General features: G+C 59.4%; 17 protein-coding genes, 1 tRNA gene and 3 pseudogenes. 5 read left to right on the top strand and 16 right to left on the bottom strand.

What is annotated here, in order from left to right; genetic code table 11:
• Positions 1 to 406: pseudogene (locus NKJ23_RS26040) on the bottom strand (OmpA family protein); the annotation flags it as partial.
• A 232-nt stretch (positions 407 to 638) separates the two neighbouring features.
• On the opposite strand from NKJ23_RS26040, the gene NKJ23_RS26035 reads away from it, so the two are divergent.
• Together NKJ23_RS26035 and NKJ23_RS26030 are read left to right on the top strand one after the other, a co-directional pair.
• Positions 639 to 1,085 (top strand): YcgN family cysteine cluster protein, encoded by a 447-nt coding sequence (locus tag NKJ23_RS26035; protein WP_023678278.1) that lies wholly within the window; start codon positions 639 to 641, stop codon positions 1,083 to 1,085.
• Positions 1,086 to 1,308: 223 nt separating this feature from the next.
• Positions 1,309 to 1,668 (top strand): hypothetical protein, encoded by a 360-nt coding sequence (locus NKJ23_RS26030; RefSeq protein WP_023678277.1) that lies wholly within the window; start codon positions 1,309 to 1,311, stop codon positions 1,666 to 1,668.
• 132 nt (positions 1,669 to 1,800) lie between these two features.
• Here NKJ23_RS26030 and NKJ23_RS26025 read toward each other — a convergent pair whose 3' ends face one another.
• The gene (locus NKJ23_RS26025) at positions 1,801 to 2,511 is read right to left on the bottom strand and encodes an SIMPL domain-containing protein (protein WP_023678276.1); all 711 of its coding nucleotides are present in this window, start codon (positions 2,509 to 2,511) and stop codon (positions 1,801 to 1,803) included.
• Positions 2,512 to 2,695: 184 nt separating this feature from the next.
• On the opposite strand from NKJ23_RS26025, the gene NKJ23_RS26020 reads away from it, so the two are divergent.
• A tRNA-Ile gene (locus NKJ23_RS26020) sits at positions 2,696 to 2,771 on the top strand.
• A 21-nt stretch (positions 2,772 to 2,792) separates the two neighbouring features.
• On the opposite strand, the gene NKJ23_RS26015 is transcribed toward NKJ23_RS26020, so the two are convergent.
• From NKJ23_RS26015 to NKJ23_RS26000, 4 genes are all read right to left on the bottom strand, one after another.
• A complete protein-coding gene (locus tag NKJ23_RS26015) occupies positions 2,793 to 4,010 on the bottom strand; it encodes a tyrosine-type recombinase/integrase (RefSeq protein WP_352683295.1) in 1,218 nt (405 codons plus the stop codon).
• 670 nt (positions 4,011 to 4,680) lie between these two features.
• Positions 4,681 to 5,994 (bottom strand): HlyD family type I secretion periplasmic adaptor subunit, encoded by a 1,314-nt coding sequence (locus NKJ23_RS26010; RefSeq protein WP_352450735.1) that lies wholly within the window; start codon positions 5,992 to 5,994, stop codon positions 4,681 to 4,683.
• Positions 5,969 to 7,738 carry a type I secretion system permease/ATPase gene (locus NKJ23_RS26005; RefSeq protein WP_352683308.1) on the bottom strand — a complete coding sequence of 590 codons (1,770 nt, stop codon included), beginning with the start codon at positions 7,736 to 7,738 and terminating at the stop codon, positions 5,969 to 5,971. Before NKJ23_RS26005 ends, NKJ23_RS26010 begins: the two co-directional genes overlap by 26 nt.
• A 395-nt stretch (positions 7,739 to 8,133) precedes the next feature.
• Positions 8,134 to 8,934 (bottom strand): M10 family metallopeptidase C-terminal domain-containing protein, encoded by an 801-nt coding sequence (locus tag NKJ23_RS26000; RefSeq protein WP_352548198.1) that lies wholly within the window; start codon positions 8,932 to 8,934, stop codon positions 8,134 to 8,136.
• Between the two features lie 439 nt (positions 8,935 to 9,373).
• Between NKJ23_RS26000 and NKJ23_RS25995 the strand changes: the two genes are divergently transcribed.
• Positions 9,374 to 9,835 carry an IS66 family transposase gene (locus tag NKJ23_RS25995; RefSeq protein ID WP_352683293.1) on the top strand — a complete coding sequence of 154 codons (462 nt, stop codon included), beginning with the start codon at positions 9,374 to 9,376 and terminating at the stop codon, positions 9,833 to 9,835.
• Positions 9,836 to 9,837: 2 nt separating this feature from the next.
• On the opposite strand, the pseudogene NKJ23_RS25990 reads toward NKJ23_RS25995, so the two are convergent.
• The 9 genes and pseudogenes from NKJ23_RS25990 to NKJ23_RS25950 form a co-directional block, all read right to left on the bottom strand.
• A pseudogene (locus tag NKJ23_RS25990) lies at positions 9,838 to 10,098 on the bottom strand (hypothetical protein); the annotation flags it as partial.
• 31 nt (positions 10,099 to 10,129) lie between these two features.
• Positions 10,130 to 11,080, bottom strand: a complete 951-nt coding sequence (locus NKJ23_RS25985; RefSeq protein WP_352548199.1) for a LysR family transcriptional regulator — start codon at positions 11,078 to 11,080, stop codon at positions 10,130 to 10,132.
• Positions 11,081 to 11,147: 67 nt separating this feature from the next.
• Positions 11,148 to 11,936 carry an ABC transporter permease gene (locus tag NKJ23_RS25980; protein ID WP_352450738.1) on the bottom strand — a complete coding sequence of 263 codons (789 nt, stop codon included), beginning with the start codon at positions 11,934 to 11,936 and terminating at the stop codon, positions 11,148 to 11,150.
• Positions 11,937 to 11,939: 3 nt separating this feature from the next.
• Complete coding sequence (gene nodI / locus NKJ23_RS25975) at positions 11,940 to 12,851, bottom strand: nodulation factor ABC transporter ATP-binding protein NodI (protein ID WP_023719311.1); 912 nt, start codon at positions 12,849 to 12,851, stop codon at positions 11,940 to 11,942.
• A 43-nt stretch (positions 12,852 to 12,894) separates the two neighbouring features.
• A pseudogene (locus NKJ23_RS25970) lies at positions 12,895 to 13,140 on the bottom strand (carbamoyltransferase N-terminal domain-containing protein); the annotation flags it as partial.
• A gap of 35 nt (positions 13,141 to 13,175) precedes the next feature.
• Positions 13,176 to 13,772: a nodulation methyltransferase NodS gene (gene nodS / locus NKJ23_RS25965; protein WP_031194123.1), complete on the bottom strand. Its 597-nt coding sequence runs from the start codon at positions 13,770 to 13,772 to the stop codon at positions 13,176 to 13,178.
• 80 nt (positions 13,773 to 13,852) lie between these two features.
• Complete coding sequence (gene nodC, locus NKJ23_RS25960; RefSeq protein ID WP_352683291.1) at positions 13,853 to 15,178, bottom strand: chitooligosaccharide synthase NodC; 1,326 nt, start codon at positions 15,176 to 15,178, stop codon at positions 13,853 to 13,855.
• A gap of 14 nt (positions 15,179 to 15,192) precedes the next feature.
• Entirely contained in the window at positions 15,193 to 15,852 is a 660-nt protein-coding gene (gene nodB / locus NKJ23_RS25955) for a chitooligosaccharide deacetylase NodB (RefSeq protein WP_352457035.1), read from the bottom strand.
• The gene (locus NKJ23_RS25950) at positions 15,849 to 16,442 is read right to left on the bottom strand and encodes a NodA family N-acyltransferase (RefSeq protein ID WP_352483781.1); all 594 of its coding nucleotides are present in this window, start codon (positions 16,440 to 16,442) and stop codon (positions 15,849 to 15,851) included. Before NKJ23_RS25950 ends, nodB begins: the two co-directional genes overlap by 4 nt.
• A 269-nt stretch (positions 16,443 to 16,711) precedes the next feature.
• Between NKJ23_RS25950 and NKJ23_RS25945 the strand changes: the two genes are divergently transcribed.
• A complete protein-coding gene (locus NKJ23_RS25945; RefSeq protein ID WP_352506788.1) occupies positions 16,712 to 17,641 on the top strand; it encodes a LysR family transcriptional regulator in 930 nt (309 codons plus the stop codon).
• A 581-nt stretch (positions 17,642 to 18,222) separates the two neighbouring features.
• Here the strand turns inward: NKJ23_RS25945 and NKJ23_RS25940 are convergent.
• Complete coding sequence (locus NKJ23_RS25940) at positions 18,223 to 19,254, bottom strand: LacI family DNA-binding transcriptional regulator (RefSeq protein ID WP_352683290.1); 1,032 nt, start codon at positions 19,252 to 19,254, stop codon at positions 18,223 to 18,225.
• Positions 19,255 to 19,313 lie beyond the last annotated feature (59 nt).

Genomic DNA, 19,313 nt, shown 5'->3' with positions numbered 1-19,313 from the left:
ATTCTGTTTGCTGCTGCTGATTGCGCCGCTTCTTGCGGGGTTGCTCGGACTCGGCTGGAGCGATCTGCTCGGCCGGAGCGGATTCCGTTTGCTGCTGCTGATTGCGCCGCTTCTTGCGGGGTTGCTCGGACTCGGCTGGAGCCGCCTGCTCGGCCGGAGCGGATTCCGTTTGCTGCTGCTGGTCGCGCTTCTTCTTTCTGGGCTGCTCTGCCTGCTGGCTTTGCGCGCAGGCCTCCGCCGACTCGCCCTCGGCGCAACTCGATTGCACTGGGATGAGCGGCGCTGCGGTACGTTGCACGGGGCTGAATGCGGCATTGCCTTGCAGCGGGAACGCGCCTAGCGGCGCGGACGCCATCAACAGGCCAAGCGCCGTGCCTGCCAGAATCCGTGGTTGGCGTTTCATCATAAACACTCCTTGTGGCGTCCCATCCCTGCCCAAACTTTCAGCAACCATGTTTGGTTCCTGTTTGTAGGTTCTAGCTGTGGCACAGGGCGATTGACCGGCGTTTTGAAGGCGACTTCATGTCATTCGTATGGTCCTGGCGCATGTTCCGGCGTATTGTCCCGGCGTATCGTTCGGACGAGGGTGCACGGTTGCCGTGCTTGACCTTGAAGCGTCCGAGGGCCACATGCCGACGATGGAAAAGCCATTCTGGAAGACCAAGACGCTCGAGGCGATGACCCCGGCCGAGTGGGAATCACTCTGCGACGGCTGCGGCAAATGCTGCCTGTCCAAACTCGAAGACGAGGACACCGGAGAGATCTACTGGACCAGCGTCGGCTGCCGGCTGTTCGACGCTGGAAGCTGCCGCTGCTCCGACTATGCCAACCGGCTGGCGCGTGTTCCGGATTGCGTCGGGCTGACGCCGCAGAATGTGCGCACCATCAGCTGGCTGCCCAAGACTTGCGCTTACCGGCTGGTGGCCGAGGGCCGCGATCTCTATTGGTGGCACAGGCTGGTGTCGGGAAGCGACGAGACCGTGCACGAGGCCGGCATCTCGATGCGCGGCCGGGTCAGCGCCAGCGAGACCGACCTTGCCGAGCCGGACGACTATTTCGACCATATGCTCGCGGACGAGCCTTAGGATTCCTGCGGTAACGAAGACCGGGAACCATGGCAAAAGGGTACGTTCCCCATCTGCCCTGCATAGAACGGTTCCAGAAACGGAGAGACTAACGGCTGGCCCATTCTTGCCGCATGAACGGGGGATGAATGGCCGGTTCGCAAAAAATTCAGACAGACGGGTGCATTCTCCTCCCATCGGTTCGACGAAAACGTGTGGAAACCCTCAACAAGGAGAGAAGACAATGTTCAACACCATCAAGACGGCGGCTCTTTCGGCTCTTGTCGGCCTTGGCACGCTTGCTGCCATCCCCGCTCATGCTGACAGCATCTATCTCGGCTTCGGCAACAACCAGGATCCGCGCGTCGGCGTCTATACCGGCGACGAAGATGATGGTTACTATCGCGAACACCGCCGTCATGGCGGCTGGCGCCGGTCCTGTTCGCCGGAGCGTGCCATCGACAAGGCCGAACGCATGGGCCTGCACCGCGCCCGCATCATCGACATCAACCGCCGCACGGTCAAGGTCGCCGGCCGCCAGTATGGCGACCGTGTCGTGATCGTATTCGCCAATGAGCGCGGCTGTCCGATCATCTATCGCTAAGGTCTTCGGGCCTGCGGCCGGTTGACTTGCAGCCGGTGGAGTAGCGGAGCCCTTTCCGCCAGGACGGAAAGCGCGGCTCAAAAAAACCCCGGAGGATCGATCCTCCGGGGTTTTTCATGCTGCAAGCGATGGTCATTTCAATTCGAAAGTCACCGTCACCTGTGCGGTATAGGAATTCTCGCCGGCTTGCACCGGGACCGACGCGCCGGCGGCATCGAATGCCTTGGCGTTGATCGGCATCGGCGGTGGTGCGAAATTCTGGTCGGTGATTTCCAGGACCCGGCCGATGCCGACGCCGGCCGCTTCGGCCAGCGTCTTGGCCTTGGCCATGGCATTGGCGACGGCCTTCTTGCGCGCCTCGGTGACGGCTGCCGCCGGATCGTCGTTGGAGAAGGAGATGCCGCCGCCCTGGTTGACGCCGAGCGACACCGCCTTGTCGAGAATGTCGCCGGTCTTGTCGATGTCGCGGATGCGCACCGAAAGCGTGTTGGTCACCTGGTAGGCGACAAGCTCGGCCTCCTGGCTGCCGTCGGGCTTGTTGGTGTAGTTATAGCGCGGGTTGATCTGGATGCCCGCGGTCTGCAGGTCGCGCTCCTTGATGCCGGACGATTTCATGGCAGCGATCACTGCGGCCATGGCGTCGTTATTGGCATCGAGCGCTGCACGTGCCGTCTTGGCTTCGCGCATGACGCTGAGCGTCAGCAGAGCCAGATCGGGTGCTATCGCCGCCTCGCCTTCACCGGTGACGACGATACGCGGCGGCGGTGGCGAATCGGCGGCGGCCGCGATCGCCGGAAATGCGATTGCGGCGGCAATCGCCAGGGGCAAAATACGTCTGGTCATGAAATCTCCTCGATCTGGGATCCCAAGACAGCCGAGTGTTGGCCGGCGTCCAATGGGCGACGTGCAATAGGTTATCAATATGGGCTGATTTGGGCGATCTCTGCCAGCCCCCTTGGAACGCCTGCTCGGAAAGCCCTCGGAAAGCCTTGTGCGGTTCAGGGAAAAACACTAATCCAGCGCCGTGGGGCCTGTAGCTCAATGGTTAGAGCCGGCGGCTCATAACCGCTTGGTTGGGGGTTCGAGTCCCTCCGGGCCCACCATTGGCTTTTGTGGCCGTTGATTTAATTGGATTTTTTGGCCATTTTTGTCCCACCTCTTTCAGCCCCCTCAGAAAGTGGGACAATTTTGTTCTCTTTTCGATCGATAACCAGCAGGTATTTCGCCGCTCTCGCTACCTTCCGGCGACGCGCTTTCTTGATGTAGTGGTCGGGCTGCTGGTACGTAGTCCACCCATATATCGCCTTCAGCTGCTCGTGCGTCGCGCCGTTCTCAGCGGCGATCGTCGCGCCGGCCTTGCGAATTCCATGAGCACTGCAGTGCGGCAGCTCAGCTTGATCACACCACTGGCGCATCTTGTTGCCCAGACCGTTCTCCGAGAACGGGCGACCATACTCATTGACCAGGAAGGTCATCTGGTCGGAGGGCGTGTGCTCAAGTTCCGCCTCTAGTTCGGGCAGAAGCGGGAGCTCCACCAACACCGCATCCTTGTTACGACTGGTCTTCCCAGGCTTAATTCTGATCCACTTCTCCCACTGCTCGGTCTCCTCGTTGTAGACGAGCGTGATGTGCTGTCGACCGAAGATCGCGACGTCCGACAACCGCAGGCCAGTAAACATGAAGATCGAGAGCGCACGTCTGGCTGCGGTACCCAGCGGATGCCGCTTCTCATATTGAACGATCTCCGACACGTCCCATGGGTGCCAGCCGTCGCCGCTCTTTAGCCGTCTGATGCCGCGGGCGGGATTGGAGTCGACGCCCGGAATCTCTGTGTCCTTTGCCCACTCAAACATCGCGCTGATGGCTTTTACGATATTGTTTGCCGCGCCAAGGGCGTCGAGCCTGGTGTCCCTGATCTCCTTAACATGAGACCGTTTCATACCGGCGAATGGCAGAGATCCCTTGGTGGGATACTGAGGATCCGGGTCACCTTCGAGGGGATGAGGTAATTCGCATACGCGCTCCAGAATTGCTCGTCGGCGCGCCATAGTGTCTTGGGTGATTTCCGTGCCGCCCCGACGGTAATACTCCTGGCAAAGCCACAGCAACGTGCCTTTCTTCGCTGGCTCGGAAGGCTTGGGGAGGCGCCGGCAAATCTCGGGAAGAGTGCCGGGCCGAACATAAGTGACCTCGGCGCGCGCGCACCGCAGTTCCTCGAGGAACTCGTCGCTGCCGGTCGGTTCACGGAGCCGGACCTTCTTCCGACCCGGTGCGCGAAAATAGTACCGATCATTGCCGTGGCGATCAGTGTCCTTCACTACGCCCTTAAGATCGATTTTCACGGGCTCATCCGTCATGTTCGTGGTTTTCGATCCCAAGGATTGTCTAGTGGCGGCGAATCTTCGTCAAGCTTTGGTGCTCCTCCGATTTGGCGGTGAGGGAGCTTTCGAAAGGCCAATACAAGTTCCTCGACGTCCCAAACAATGCGCCCCTTGCTCGGCATTCGTGGCTGGGGCATCCGGCCGTCCTGGACCATTTCATCAAAGGTCGTTGAGCTTACGCCGATGAACGTCGCAGCCTGCTCGCGATTGATTCCTACCGGCGGGAGCGAGGGCGGCAAGACGCTCGGGGTGCGTAGCATCGGTTTAGCGCGTTGAAAGCGCGTTTTTGACGCCTGCCTGTCTTCCTATGTACCCGTCCGAATATTGCAGACGCTCAATCATGTCCTAGCCCTGTGCTTGCAGGCTCACCCTAGGTCTCCAGACCTCAGGATCGCTCAAGACACCGGACTCTTTTCCAGCCTTTGTGTACGATGATGGGTATCTTAATGCGCTCGAGGCCAAGAACTGAATGGTCGGCGACTTGGAAGGGCAAAATGACCGTGGAACCACGAATCTGAGTCAGAGGCGGAATCCAACTGAGGAAAGTATGGCTGTGTTTTCAGACGGTTATGACTCTCATGCATGCGTAACAACCAACAAGAATACCAACAAAATGTTTCTGTGGTTACTTTCATTCCTCATGGAATGCGCGACTGATTTGGTCCGACAGCGGCTTCACAAAATAAGAAAGCGCCGTACGCTCGCCCGTCTGGATCATCGCTTCGGCCGGCATGCCGGGCACGAGCGTCAGGTCCTTGAGCTTCGTCAGTTCCGCATGCGGAACCGACAGACGCACCAGGTAATACGAAACGCCGTTTTTTTCGTCCGTCGCCAGATCGGCTGCGATCCGGCTGACATATCCGTTCAATACCGGCGTGGTCCTCAGATTGAAGGCTGACATCCGCAGCACGGCCTTGTGACCAAGCTGGATTTGGTCGATGTCCTTCGGGGTGATTCGTGCTTCAAGCGCAAGATCGTCGCCTTCCGGCACGATTAGCATAATCGGATCGGCGGGCGTGATCACTCCTCCGACCGTATGAACTGCGAGTTGTTGAATGGCGCCTGACTGCGGCGCGACAATATCGATCCGTCGCAGTTCCTGTTCAGCCGCCACCTTGCGCTCAACATACTCCCCAACCTGCGCCTGAACCTCTCTGAGCTCCTGGCCGACTTCCGTCTTGAAATCCGGATCGATCTGCAGGATCTGCAGGCGCGTTTCGGCTATGCGGGCTGCCGTCTGTGCCTGATGTGCAATCTTCTCACCGCGTTCGCCGCCGAAAGTGGCAACCTGCGTCTTCAGACTGTTCAAGCGTTGGTCCGAGACAATGCCTTGGTCGCGCAGCCCACTCAGGGCAGCAATTTCCTTTTGGAGGATCTCGGTGCTTTTCTCAGAAGCGATTGCCTGCGCCTTGAGCCCCTCGATCTCGTGCTCATATTGAGTGATGCGTTCCGCTAGCTGCGCCTGCCTTCCGTCGCGGGATTGTCTGCGGAATTCGAACAGCCGCGTCTCGCCATGTACTGCCGAAGCTACGTCCGGAACATCTCTGCGGGCGAGCAGCCAGTCCGGGAAGGCGATCTCCGCCAGATCGTCACGCTCAGCTTCGAGTCGTGCCAGGTTGGCGGCCAGCTCATCGAGCCGCTTGGTGACTACAGCGAGAGTGGCGCGCGTCTGGGTGGCGTCGAGCCGCATGAGGATGTCGCCGGCTTTTACTTTATCACCTTCGCTCACCAGGATTTCTCCCACCACCCCGCCGGTCGGGTGCTGCACCTTCTTCACATAGGAATCGACGACAAAGTGTCCGGACGCGACAACCGCGCCGGAGAGATTCGTGAAGGCCGCCCAGGCTCCGGCTCCTCCCACAAAGATCACGCTCGCCAGCAGGCCCGCCACCAGGTGCCGGCGAATGGACCTGGAAACGTCATTGTTCTGATGAATGCCGGACACCGGGATCCTCCATGTCAGCGCGCTCGTTATCCTGTGTAGACTCGATGGCCTTGACCCCAGCGCCTGATGCCATCGCTGCCCCCTTAAGGACTTTGGAAAGCGCCTCATCACGCGCACCGAATGCTCGCTGCCGTCCACCTTCCATCACCAACACCAAATCCACGGCGCGGATGGCGCTCGGCCGATGGGCAACGACAACCGCAATGCCCTTGCGCTCGCGCACGGAGGCGATCGCCTTGACAACCGCAGCCTCGCCTTCCGCATCGAGATTGGCATTGGGTTCATCCAGCACAACAAGGAAAGGGTCTCGATAAAGAGCACGGGCAAGACCGATACGCTGGCGCTGCCCGGCGGAAAGTGCCGATCCGGCCTCACCAATCGGAGTTTCGTAGCCGTGCTCAAATCGGAGGATCAGTTCGTGCGTGCCCGCTGCTTTCGCCGCGGTGACAATAGCCTCAGGGTCAGGATTATCTTCAAAACGAGCGATGTTTTCGGCAATGGTGCCGTCGAATAGTTCAACACCTTGCGGCAAATAGCCGATATGACGGCCTAGCGCTTCCCGGTCCCATTGATCGAGGCTTGCGCTGTCGATGCGAACCTTTCCGGCGACCGGCGCCCATGCGCCGACGATGGCGCGCGAGAGTGTCGACTTGCCCGAACCCGATGCACCGATGATCCCGAGTGCGCTTCCCGCCTGAACGGCAAACGCAAGGCCGGTCACGGTCGGCTTCCTTTCGCCGGGCGGAACGATTGTCACGCCTTCGAGGCGGAGTTCGCGTTCAGGTGCAGGCATTGGCATGACAGGAGCGGTTTCAGGAACCTTTCCCAAGAGGTCCTCCAGCCGCGCCCAACCCTGGCGCGCCATGAGGAAGGGTTTCCAGCTTGAAATGGCCAGATCGACCGGAGCCAGCGCACGCCCCATCGTGATCGAACTGGCAATCATGACCCCGGCCGTAGTCTCCTGCCTGATGACAAGGTACGCGCCGACGGCAAGAATGGCCGATTGCAGCAGCACGCGCAGCGACTTTGAAATGCCACCCAGCCCACCTGCCACGTCCCCGACTTTCCGGTTGGCGGCCAGATACTTGGCATTGGCCTTGTGCCATCGGGCAGCGATCCGCTTTGCGAGACCGAGAGCTTGCACGACCTCGGCATTGCGGCGCGCTGCTTCCAGTAGACCATTGCGTACCATGTTGTGGTCAATGGTATCGCGTATCGGCCCTTGCGAGAGAGTGTTGGTAAGGAGTGTCAGAGATGTGAGACCGATCGCCCCGATAAGTGCCGTCATGCCGATCCAGAAATGAAGGAGGAAGCAAATGGCAAGATAAAGCAGCATCCATGGCAGATCGACGAACGCTGTCGGACCGTTTCCACCTAAGAATCCGCGAATATTGTCGAGGTCGCGAAGCGGCTGCAAGCCGTCGCCCGGCATGCGCGTTAAAAGCGGAAGGCGAACGATCGCATCGTGAACGCGTCCGGAAAACTGTTCATCGAAACGCTCGCCAATCCGCAGCAGCACGCGGGCGCGCAAAACGTCGAGCAGGCATTGGAACGCATAAAGCCCTGCAGCAAGCACGACGAGCCCCACTAGCGTCGATACGCTGCCACTTGCCAGAACGCGGTCGTAGACCTGAAGCATGAACAGCGGCGAGATCAGCGCAAGCACGTTGACCACGCCGCTGATCAACAGAATTCCCCAAATAGCGGAAGTCAGAGGGAAAGGTCTCAAAGCTGAATCCTTCAAGGAATGGTTACTCACGTAGGTCTCCGTGAGGATCTGGCGACCCAGCTCCCTATATTGCTCCCCGAGCGGCAACCGACTGCATCCGCTCGCTGATTCAGGATCAGTGCTCCCGCCGAATGTGTTTGGTTTGGCATCTAATGGAGCGGGTCAACAACAACACCGTCCGGCTGAAGGTTTGGAAGGGCAACGTCATCGTGGCCGGCCGCAAGGGCCCGAACAGGCTTCCGCCTCCACGCCTTCAGGGAGATTTCGGTGTACGACCAGCGCGACGTGCAGGGCTTCGTCAAGCTGTACACGCTGCGACTGCTCCCGGGCGCCCCGGCCCATCGCAAGTAGCGGAAACGGAGAGCGCCCGCCCAGGGGGGCGGGGCGCTGTTCCGTATGGGTTTTCTGGATCAAACGAAGGTGAAGTCCGACGCGGTCAGGCCTAGGTCGGCCACGGTGACCACACCGCCCAGGTGGGCGAACTCATGCGCGCTGTCGTCGGCGGTGACATAGGCCAGAGTTGCGACTCTGTCGGTGTAGCTGCTTTGGTAGACAATGATGTCGCCGGCGTGCTCGCCGGAGATCGCACTCGCGGCTTCAGAAGCAGAGTTGAAAGATTCGCCAGTGATTACCACGACGTGTTCGCCGTTCGCACCCGAGGCCGCACCACTGTAGAAGCTGCTCACCGGGTAGCCGGACTGTATGCTGGCGTTGTTGACGAAGTTCGCGCCAAAACCGTCGTTGTAGAGGCCCACCGCATCGAAGGCGAACTTGTCCTCCGCCGGGTTGAAATCGGTGATAGTGGTAATGTCCGGCTTCGACCCGACACTCGGGTCGACCCCAGGCACCGGATTGTGGAACTGGAACACGAACGTGTCATTGTCGGTGCCCCCGGTCAACCTATCCTGGCCGTCACCCACGTAGAGGACATCCTGGCCGGGACCGCCGCTGAGCCTGTCATTGTCCTCACCGGAGATGCGCGCGTTGAAGCGGCCGTTGTCGCCGGAGAGATCGTCCCAGCCATCTCCGCCGAAGATGCGGTCGTTACCCTTGCCGCCAATGGCTCGGTCACTGCCCTGGCCAGCCGAGATCTCGTCGTTGCCGGCACGACCGTCAATCCAGTCATTGCCCTGGAAACCCTCCATCCAATCTTCAAGCTCGGTGCCGAGGAGTGTTTCGGAATCCGGGCCACCCTCGATAATCTTTGCCATCAAAAATACTCCTAATGATGCACCCTGCCTGACGCGTTTCATATTCCTCATCGGATAATTAGAGAAATCGATTGCTTGGATAGACACACATTTACGAGATGGATGCACTCACGTTCACTTCGCCCTTCTGCTGAGCAGTTGCGGGCTCGCTGGCGGCCGGGAAGCTGGTCGCCCAAGCAATCGATCTGAAGATTCGACACTCAAACCGGACCAGGACAACACTTCGTAACGGGGCCGTCCTGGTTGGGCCCCAAACGTCTCTCTGTTTGCTCGACGCCGGCATACCCGCACCGTGAGCGCTGGACGAGGACAAGTTCCGCTGGCGGAGAACGGCGTGATCGGCTTGCCGCGCCGAAACTGATGGCGCTCGTCGAAGGCATGGACTGGACACGCGTTCGAGCCGAACGGCGACGGCGTCCGGCCGGAAGGCGGTGGCGAAGTGACTCAGGCGCAAAAGGCGGGCTTCAGGCCGTGCACAATAAGCTTCTGTCGGCGTCATGACGAGAAGCGCTTCGGCCCGTCCCCACGAAATCGATACGCTCAAGGCGATGTTCGTCGCCATGGCGGCGGAGAAGGCCGAACTGCAACAACTCCGGAGCGAAACACTCAAGGCCGAGATCGTCCGGATGGCGACACTCAACGAGCCTGCCCAGGAGCGGATCGCCGACCTTCATGGGATCGTCAAGCAGCTGGAGCGCGCCGCTTCGGTCGCAGCTCCGAGAAGCTCGAACGTGACCAGCAGGCCTTCGCCTTCGACGAAATCCAGACCGGGCTCGGCGCGATTGAGTCCGAGCTCGAGGCCGCAAGACCGACAGGCGAGCCGCGACGTGCTGCGCGACCGCGCAAGGCGTTCCCGGCGCATCTGGAGCGGGTCGAGATCGTCATCCAGCCCGAGCCATAGGGGAAGAAGCGCTCCCGCAGCCAATGGTCCAGTCCGTCAAACGCGGTCGGCCGCACAGGCTTGCGAAACGGAACAGTCCCGCCCTCGCTTAGATACCGAGGCACCGTGTTGCGCGCGCACCCGAATTCTTTCGCCCGTCGGTTCATTCCCCAGCCAAGCTCATGCAGCCGCAGCATCGCTGCCACCTCTTCATGCTGAAGGATCTGCTCTCCCTGCATCGTTCTCGACAATGCAGGAATCGCCCAATCCCAATCGCCATCCATTCCTCCTCTCATAACCGAGGGGGTCAGTTTCTCAATTCGACCGACAACTGAGACGTCCGGTGCTCTTAGGCGGGGTAATCATACGAGATGCCTCCTGCAACATCATTTCCCGCATCCATAGGCTTGCCGGATCATTATTGTGAAGCGCAGGCCATTGGACGGCCTCCGTGAATGCGGCAGGAAGTGGCGGCGGAAGTTCGACAATCCGCAGGGGTGTTAATTTTGCGAAATGCTGCGCCAGCCGTAAGGGCATTGTCCCGATGCGGTTGGTGCCTGATAGAAGGGGCGGGATCATGCTAAAGCCCTGTACGACGACCTCGATACGTCTCTCGAAACCGTTCTCGAGCAAATACCATTCCTCGATGGAGGGCTGCCGGGTGTCCCCGAATTTAAGCACAACCTGCCCCATCGACAAGTATCGGTCGAATGTAAGTGGCTCTGACAGCTGCTTGTTCGTGCCGCAGCCTACGCATACGAGCATATCTTCGAACAGGGCTGCGCGAGGATGTTTCGACATGAACACTTCCGGCATAATCAGAAAATCAACGTCGCCGCGCCGGAGAAGCTCCTCGGGGTCGTCGGAAATAAGCAGACATTCGAAGCGGACGGCGGGAGCTTCCCGCGCAGCACGCTTTACGATCTTCTTAAAAAATACGAGCGTGAGGTAATCGGAAAGGATGATGCGGAAGCGACGATCCGATCGGGCCGGGTTAAAGGCGTCCCAGGAAATAATCGACAGCTGGATGTGCAGCAATGCCTCCCGGACTGCTGTGGCGAGCCCCTCCGCGCGCGGTGTCAAAATGAGTTCGCGGCCGTTCATCGTAAATAGCTCATCGCTGAAATAGGCGCGTAACCGACCGACGGCGGCGCTCATGGCCGGCTGACTCAGGTTAATACTGCGGGCCGCGGCGGTGACTTTACGCTCCCTGATCAAAGCGTCCAGCACAACCAGGAGATTTAGATCGAGTCCCTTAAAACGCATGTATTGACCTATCCGACGCGTGGATGGGTATCGCCCAAAGAATCAATTTTACGAATGGTGAGTAGCGTCAACGCATCAGCCGACGACGAAATAGAGCAACCGATAGGAAGAACGGCAAAACCGTGTATATGCAAAGCGCGCCGATATGCAGGCCCATGCTGCCGGCCGGACGGCCAAGCATCGCCGGACGAATGAGGTCAATTGCATGTGCGAGCGGCAACAAGGAGGCGACGTCCTGAAAAGCGCCGGGCAATTGGTTGACCGGAAACATCGCGCCGCAAAGGAACAGCATGGGTGTTATAACAAGCGTATTATAAAATATGAAATATTCATAACTGGGCGCAAGCGCCGTGACGACCATCGCTAGACTCGCGAAGGCGAGGCCACTGAGAGCGATGACTGGCAGCAAGCAGAGGATGGATGGCCACGATGTGTAGCCGAGCGTGGTGGCAACAATAGTGATTGCTGTGCCCGCCATCAGGGCCTTGGTGGCTGCCCACGCCAATTCGCCGAGTAAGATATCGCCGAGCGTCAGCTGAGTGCATAGCATTCCTTCCCAGGTGCGCTGGTTGTCCATGCGGCCGAAACTCCCGTAAACCGTTTCAGCAGTCGCCGATGCCATCGCGCTTGTGGCAACCATGCCAGCCGCGAGAAACGCAATGTACGAAGTGCCCTCAACAGGACCTATCATTGTTCCGATGCCAAAGCCGAGACCGAACAGATAGATCATCGGATCGGCGAGGTTGCCGAGAACCGATGCAAGCCCGATTTTCTTCCATCCAAGATAGTTGCGGCGCCAAACCGCGACCCAATTCCACGCATTGGCGGGCATGGCCGCCGCATAACGTTCGCCCATTGTTCAGTCCTCCATCTCGCGCCCGGTTAGCCGCAAGAACACATCCTCGAGATTGGGGGGACGCTGCAGAAGGCGCAGACCCGCGCGCCCGCGTAGCTGCACCAGCACCTGCTCCGGATCGGGTGCATAGCAAAAAAGCGTCTCACCGCTCACCTCGATGCGCTGTGCGTACGGCCGGATCAGCGCACCCAGTTCATGCGGATTGCCGCCGTAGACCTCGACCACGTCACAGCCGATCTGCTCGTCAATGAGTGCGGACGGGCGGCCTTCGGCGATCTTGCGCCCCTCCTCCATAACGCACAGCCGATCGCACAGCCGCTCGGCCTCTTCCATGAAATGGGTAGTCAAAAGAATAGTCTTGCCCCGCGCCAGCAGCGATCGCAGCCGTTCCCAGATCAGGTGGCGGGCCTGCGGATCGAGGCCGGTGGTCGGCTCGTCCATCACCAGCAAGTGCGGGTCATTGATCAGCGCACGCGCGAGCGTCAGGCGCCGCTTCATGCCGCCGGACAGTTCGGCGACGCGCGCATCCGCTTTGTTCTCGAGGCGGGCGAACTCAAGCAGCGATGGTATGACCGCTTCGATCTGGCGTCTGCTCATCCGGAAGTAGCGCCCGAACACCAACAGGTTCTCGCGTACAGTGAACGCGGTATCAAGATTGTCGAACTGCGGGACCACGCCGATGCGCATACGTGCCAAACGCGCGCGCGCCGGCACTGGAGCGCCGAGCACAGTAATCTTCCCCGCATCAGGCGATGTCATGCCGAGGACCATACGCGCAATCGTGCTTTTGCCCGCACCGTTCGGTCCCAGGAGCCCGAAGCATTCCCCCGCCGCAACGCGGAACGACAGTCTGTCGACAACGAGCTTGTCATAAGTTTTGCTTACGTCAGTAAGATCGATCGCTACCATGGACATGGGTTCATTTTACCGAGAGGGACGCCAAGACTGGCGGTTGCTTGGTTGCCTGCCGGACCTGAAACTGTGACTCGTCTTCGCCATCCCAGCCGTCGATAACGAACTGATCGACATCACAAGGATTTAGCCCCTGTTCCGCCAAAGCGGCGACAATTGCGTCGAGATTATCGATGGTTTGATAACGCGGATTGTTGTGCCGCTTTTCCTGCTCAACGCAGAAGACGAGCCGTCCATCCTCGACAAGGGCGATCGCCCCATCATGGGTCAGCTTGGTACCACAGATGCGCATAGTGTCTCCACGTTAACGGCGATAGATTCGATTGATCAGGAAGCGGAAAGCGGGTTCCGGAAACGGACGAGCAAGCAGTCTTCGTTGACCGACTCGCCCCGACACTCAAGACGCTCTACCTCGATCAACGTTTCGTTCAGCATGGCGATGACCGGCTCAGCACCAGCGGCGTGACCCCAGCGACGGCAATTAGCATCCCTTGCCGATCCGAAGATCAGATGCCCGCCTGGCGCAAGCACCCGCACCAGGTTTTTGACGGCCGCGCGCATCTCGGCTATGTCTTCGAGGTAGTATAGGACCTCCGCCACAACGATCAGGTCAAACAACTCGTCGGTCGAAAACTGTTGAACATCGGAGACTATCCAGTTGATGCGCGACGGCTCCTTTATCCGTTGACGTGCTCGAGCAATCGCTTGCGCCACCACATCGATGACGGTGAGCCCTTGGCAGTTGGGAGCTAGTTTTTCCGTGAATGCGCCGGCAGCGCACCCGACTTCGAGGGCATTTGTAATGGAGCCTTGGGCAAGCGCCAGCTGGAGCATTTGCGTGTGGCGCTCCCGCTCGAACGGATTGCCGTCGAGGCGCCACGGATCGTCTGCGGCCAATTCCCGATCGAGCAACTGATGATTCATGTTCTGGGTCAAACTCGTCCACCTCTCGTCCACCTAGGTAATTAGCGATCACTCGTCGCCGCAGATGTTGCTCGACAGCGCTAATCCCGAAGAATCCGCGCAAGATTGAGCCTGCGAAGCGGAGCCGCATGCGGCGAGAATTCTGCCCTGCTTGATCCAGTGATCGGAGTTTGGGTGGGGGTCTGTCTTCCCCCAGTGTTCGATGTAGCGACAGCAGAGCTTCGCGACAGCCAATCGCTATTGCTCAATGTACACAGCGCGTAGGCCTTCAAGGGAAGTAAGAGAAAGATGTTGATGAACGTGTGCAGGGAAAAGCCCAGAAATCGAAACTGTCGAGCACGAAATGCTACCACGCTGCATCGGAGCATGGTCATGGACACAATCATCAGTCCTGTCCACCAAGGCACAGTGCCTGTCAGTGCGAAATGTGCGAGGCCCGTTAGTACCGATAGGGCGAGGAGTAGCGGCCCGAGATTCTGTCCGACCACGTCCAACGTGAGATAGCTATTGAGGCCGGGCAGCAAGCGCAGCCCAAGCAGCGTGTCCCGGAATGTGCTTCGTGCCCAACGGAGTTGTTGGCGCAGATACGGTCCGAGTCTGTTTGGAACGACTGTGGCCGCGATGGCGCCCGGAACGTACTCGGTTCGAAAGCCTGCTTTCAGCATGAGGATAGTGAGATGGCGATCCTCCCCGAAGTCGCTTGGCTTGCCCCGAAAAAATTGCGACTCGTACTGGTCCAGTAACAAAAGGAGCGCAGACCGGCGGTACATGGCACATGGGCCGCAACAGCACATAACGGCACCGAAGCGAGCCTGTGCCGCGCGCTCCTCGTTGCAAGCCAGCCAGTACTCCATGTCTATCAGCCTTGTCAGCCAGCTCTCGCTCCGGTTACTGGCAATCAACTGACCCATGACTGCGCCGACCGCTGGATCTCGCATCTTCGGTACAAGCTTGGTGATGACGTCGGACGCGAGTATCGTGTCTGAATCAACGTTAAGCACCAAATCCCCGGATGAGCGGCGTATCGCGGCGATCTGCGCCTTGCGCTTTCCAACATTCTCGGGAAGCAAAATGATGTCGAACCTAGGGTCGCGCGCGTAGGTTTCGTGGACAGTTCCTACGGCTTCACGATTTCCAGAACCGTCATCAACCACATAGACCCGAAGTCTTCCGGCGTATTCTTGGTCTGCAATGGACGCCAGGCACTCTGAAAGCGTGCGCGGATCCTCGTTGAAGCAGGGGACGATGACATCCACGCTGGGCAGTTGATCGGAGCCGACGAGATCCTCCAACGCCGATGAGTCGTTTGTCGGCAGAGCATAAATCCCCTGCATGCTCTTATAAGCAGTCGAGAGCAGTGCATAAAGCGAAATGGCCACAGTGCTGGTTGTACCAAGAAGAGTCATGGGATCTCGTTTGTTCAGTGATGTTGAGGAAGTGAGCGGATTACAAATCCGCGCTCATGAAGTGCTGGAATCAGCCGGGACAGCGCCGTGACCGTCTGGTCGCGCAGACCGGCGTGAGCGCCCTGGCTCAACTCGCCGGGAGGGCATCCGTCGTGCAAGAGTACGATTGCGCCCGGCCGGACAGAGGCGAGCACGGTATCGATAATCGCGTCGACCCCAGGGCGAGACCAATCTCGAGGGTCGACGGACCAATGGAGGGCCGTCAGCCCGGCGATCTGTGACGCTGTGAAGACTTCTTCGCTCCAGGCCCCGTAGGGCGCGCGAATATAGCGCACCGAGGCCTGAGGGCACGCCCTCATGATGGCGCCGTTCGCTTCAAAGATCTCACGTTGCACTTCGCCGAAGCCGCATTTGTACAGATCCGGATGAGTCATCGTGTGGTTGCCTAGCTCGTGCCCTTCTGCAAACATTCGTTGGATTAGATCCGGGTGCTCTAAGGCGTAGGCGCCGATGACGAAGAAAGTGGCCGGCACCCGCTGCTCTGCCAGCACATCCAGAATCTCCGGTGTGAAAAGTGGATTGGGACCGTCGTCAAACGTCAGATAAACGCTGCGACGGCCGGTGCCGTCAGAGCACTCACGGCGCACTTCGTACAAGCAATCGGGACGGCTCATAGCTCTGGTCCGTTCCGATCGATCATCGTGCCCGTGGGCCATTCGCTGATCGGCCGTCCAACTGGCAGAACAATGGTGAGTGCGTCATCAATGCGTGTGGGCGGCAGGTCGAGGCGCGCCTCTGGTCGGGTGGAGCGCACGCGAATTCCCGACAAGACGGCCAAAGGGCTGTATCGCCGCCCGAACCTCTCAACATGATTCCGCAGCGCGTGCCGGACGGTTCCGAAAGCGAATGGAACGCCAAGCTCCTGCAGTATTGGAAGCACGACATGGATTGAATGGGCGATTCCGAGACTCTCAAGATCCGGACGTACCCCGTACAGGCCCAGCTCAGCCACCAACAGATCGACCGCGTCAACCTTGATGAAACGGCGCAGTATGCCCATGTGAGCCGCTACACCGTTCGAATCATAGGCGATTGCGCGGAGTTCAGGCCTGGCGCCGGCCCAGCTTCGACTACCTTCGAACGGTTCTGCGTTGGACGCCCCAGTCGGCCCGTAGGTATTACGAAAGAACTGGGCGAGCTCGACGTGGTCCGAGAGCTGCAACTCGTTTTCCCAGCACAATTTCCACTGCACCTGAGGGCGCATTCAGGACCTCTCTTCAAAATAGTTTCTTGCGGGCCGCATTACCCGGCCAAAGCGGCGGCGTTGTTGGCTGCACTCAACCGTTGTCGTTAGCGACGGTGAGCCAGCCGGTGGGGGCTCGCCAATGAGCTCTCTCGATGTTCCCGCCCGTGTGGCGGCGCCGTCGATTTGAGCTTGACGTCGGTCATTTACGTTCCTCTAATGCATGGTTCGTAAATTCGTAAAATTGATTGTTTAGATGATGCCCATCCACACGCTGGATAGATCAGGATATGCGGTTTAAGGGGCTGGATCTGAATCTCCTCGTTGTGCTGGACGCTCTGATCAGGGAGCGTAAAGTCACTGCCGCGGCCAACAGTATTAACCTGAGCCAGCCGGCCATGAGCGCCGCCGTCGCTCGGTTACGCGCCTACTTCAGCAATGAGCTATTTACGATGAACGGCCGCGAGCTCATTTTGACACCGCGCGCGGAGGGGCTTGCCCCAGCAGTCCGGGACGCATTGCTGCACATCCAGCTATCGATTATTTCCTCCGACGCCTTTAACCCAGCCCAATCGGATCGTCTCTTCCGAATCATGCTTTCCGATTACCTCACGCTCGTGCTTTTTAAGAGGATCGTAGAGCGTACTGCGCGGGAAGCTCCCGCCGTCCGCTTCGAATGTCTGCCTATTTGCGACGACCCCGAGGAGCTTCTCCGGCGCGGCGACGTTGATTTTCTGATTATGCCGGAAGTGTTCATGTCGAAACATCCTCGCGCAGCCCTGTTCGAAGATATGCTCGTATGCGTAGGCTGCGGCACGAACAAGCAGCTGTCAGAGCCACTTACATTCGAGCGATACTTGTCGATGGGGCATGTCGTGCTCAAATTCAGGCACACCCGGCAGCCCACCATGGAGGAGTGGTATTTGCTCGAGCACGGTTTCGAGAGACGTATCGAGGTCGTCGTACAGGGCTTTAGCCTGATCGCGCCCGTCATATCAGGCACCAACCGCATCGGGACCATGCCCTTACGGCTGGCGCAGCATTTCGCAAAAACAACACCCCTGCGGATCGTCGGACTTCCGCCGCCACTTCCTCATCCCGCATTCACGGAGGCCGTCCAATGGCCCGCGCTTCACAATACTGATCCGGCAAGCCTGTGGATGCGGGAAATGATGTTGCAGGAGGCATCTCGCCTGGCGCCTTTGCTTGAAAGCTATTGAGCGTCTCGGGCTTCCTGGAGGCGGTCGCGATCGCGTAGGAGCGGTTGCCATTCGGGCGTCAGGCCTTTGGCTCGGCAGAGCGGCGCAGTTCCTTGCTGAGTACGAGGGCCAGGAACGAGCAGAACACATGCCCGGGTTGGTGCTGAGTTGACTGCCGCCTCCGATTTCGCGTGCGAAGTCCCAGAAGATGTCTAGCCCCACTCAAATGCCAACTTTGCCGGCCTTGCCGCGGCTTTTCACGCGCGGCCAGGCGAGGAGATGCCGGTCGACGAGGTCAATCCCAATGGACTGTGCCGGCCTCGCTCGGCTACTGGCGTGAGGCATCCTTGACGACACCGCCCTGCACCGACAACGTCGAGATGTTGGCAATGAAGCCGGTCGCGATTGACGCTGCGGATGTAGGCAATTTACCTCGCGCTTCCGCCTGAACGCGTGGCCGATCCGTTCACCCAATTGGCGCTTCATCCTGGGCCGCGGCTCAGGCCTGTGGGGTGCGGCTACCCCGCGTGGATGGGATCATCAATCAACTTTCTCTCATTTATGAAAGGAAACTTCCCCGCTTACGATAGAAGCCATCAGTTTCATATATTTTCCGGCAGATGAATGTCGAATGGCAGAAATGTCTGTCCTGGTGTTTCAGCAGTGCCGGTCTCGATAGCCCGCGTCATCAGCGTTATCAGCTCCTGGGAAAGCCGGCGCATTGGCGTGGCGACCGCCATCGTGATGATGTTATCAGCGAGTGCCGACCGAGATTCCGGCGTGATTTCATTCACGATCGCGACGAGATCGCGACTTTTACCCTCTTCCCGGACCGCGGAGATGGCGCCCTCCATGCCGCCCCCGGCGACATAGAAGCCGACGAGCTCGGGTTCCCGCTGCATGAGATCAAGCGTTGCCTCGTAGGTGACCTGCCGTTTCTCCAGGTTCACAAGCGGATCGAGCACCTCGAACGTCGGCGCGTTCTCACGGCAATAGGAGCGAAAGCCGACGTCACGGAGCTCGTGCCCCTGGAAACGATGGCTACCGACAAACACCGCCACCTTGCCGGGCCGTTTTGCGACCTTGGACACCATCCAAGCGGCCGTGCGCCCCACCTTGCGGTTGTTGAGGCCGATATAGCCCTGTCGCACGCCGGCGGCGAAGTCGGAAAGCAGCGAGAAAACCGGAATGCCTTTGGCCTTGAGGTCCTCAACCGCTGCTGTAATTTTCGGGTGGTCCGGTGCCACCATCGCGATCGCATGGCAGCGTGCGCCCAAATCCTTGAGCGGTGCGATTAGGTCGCTCGGCATATGTGACGGGGCGAATTGGATGAGCGGAATGCCGTGGAAGGACTGGGCCAAATTGACCGACGCTTCGACCTCGCGCGCAAAGTCTTGGTAGAAATGCTGGGCCGGTTTTCTTAAGATGAAGCCCAGACGGTAGCACGGTAGGTCTCGCCGCAAGCGCTGCTTGATGAGCCCGGCAGCATGATAGCCGATCGCGTGGGCGGCGTCGTGGACCCGCCGCGCGGTCTCCTCGCGCACCGGATGGCGGGCGTTCAGAACCCGATCGACCGTTGCTACGCTGACTCGGGCTTCGCGGGCGAGATCGGTAATTGTGGGGCGCTTGGTCATGGGTCCTATTCTGATTGGTTTTTGACGCAGGCTGGCTCTCTGTCACCTAGCGCGATTCG

This window comes from Mesorhizobium sp. M0184, assembly GCF_040322215.1.
Taxonomy (GTDB): Bacteria; Pseudomonadota; Alphaproteobacteria; order Rhizobiales; family Rhizobiaceae; genus Mesorhizobium.
Note: the sequence above shows the minus strand (reverse complement) of the source record. Positions and strands in the feature narration are given on the sequence as shown.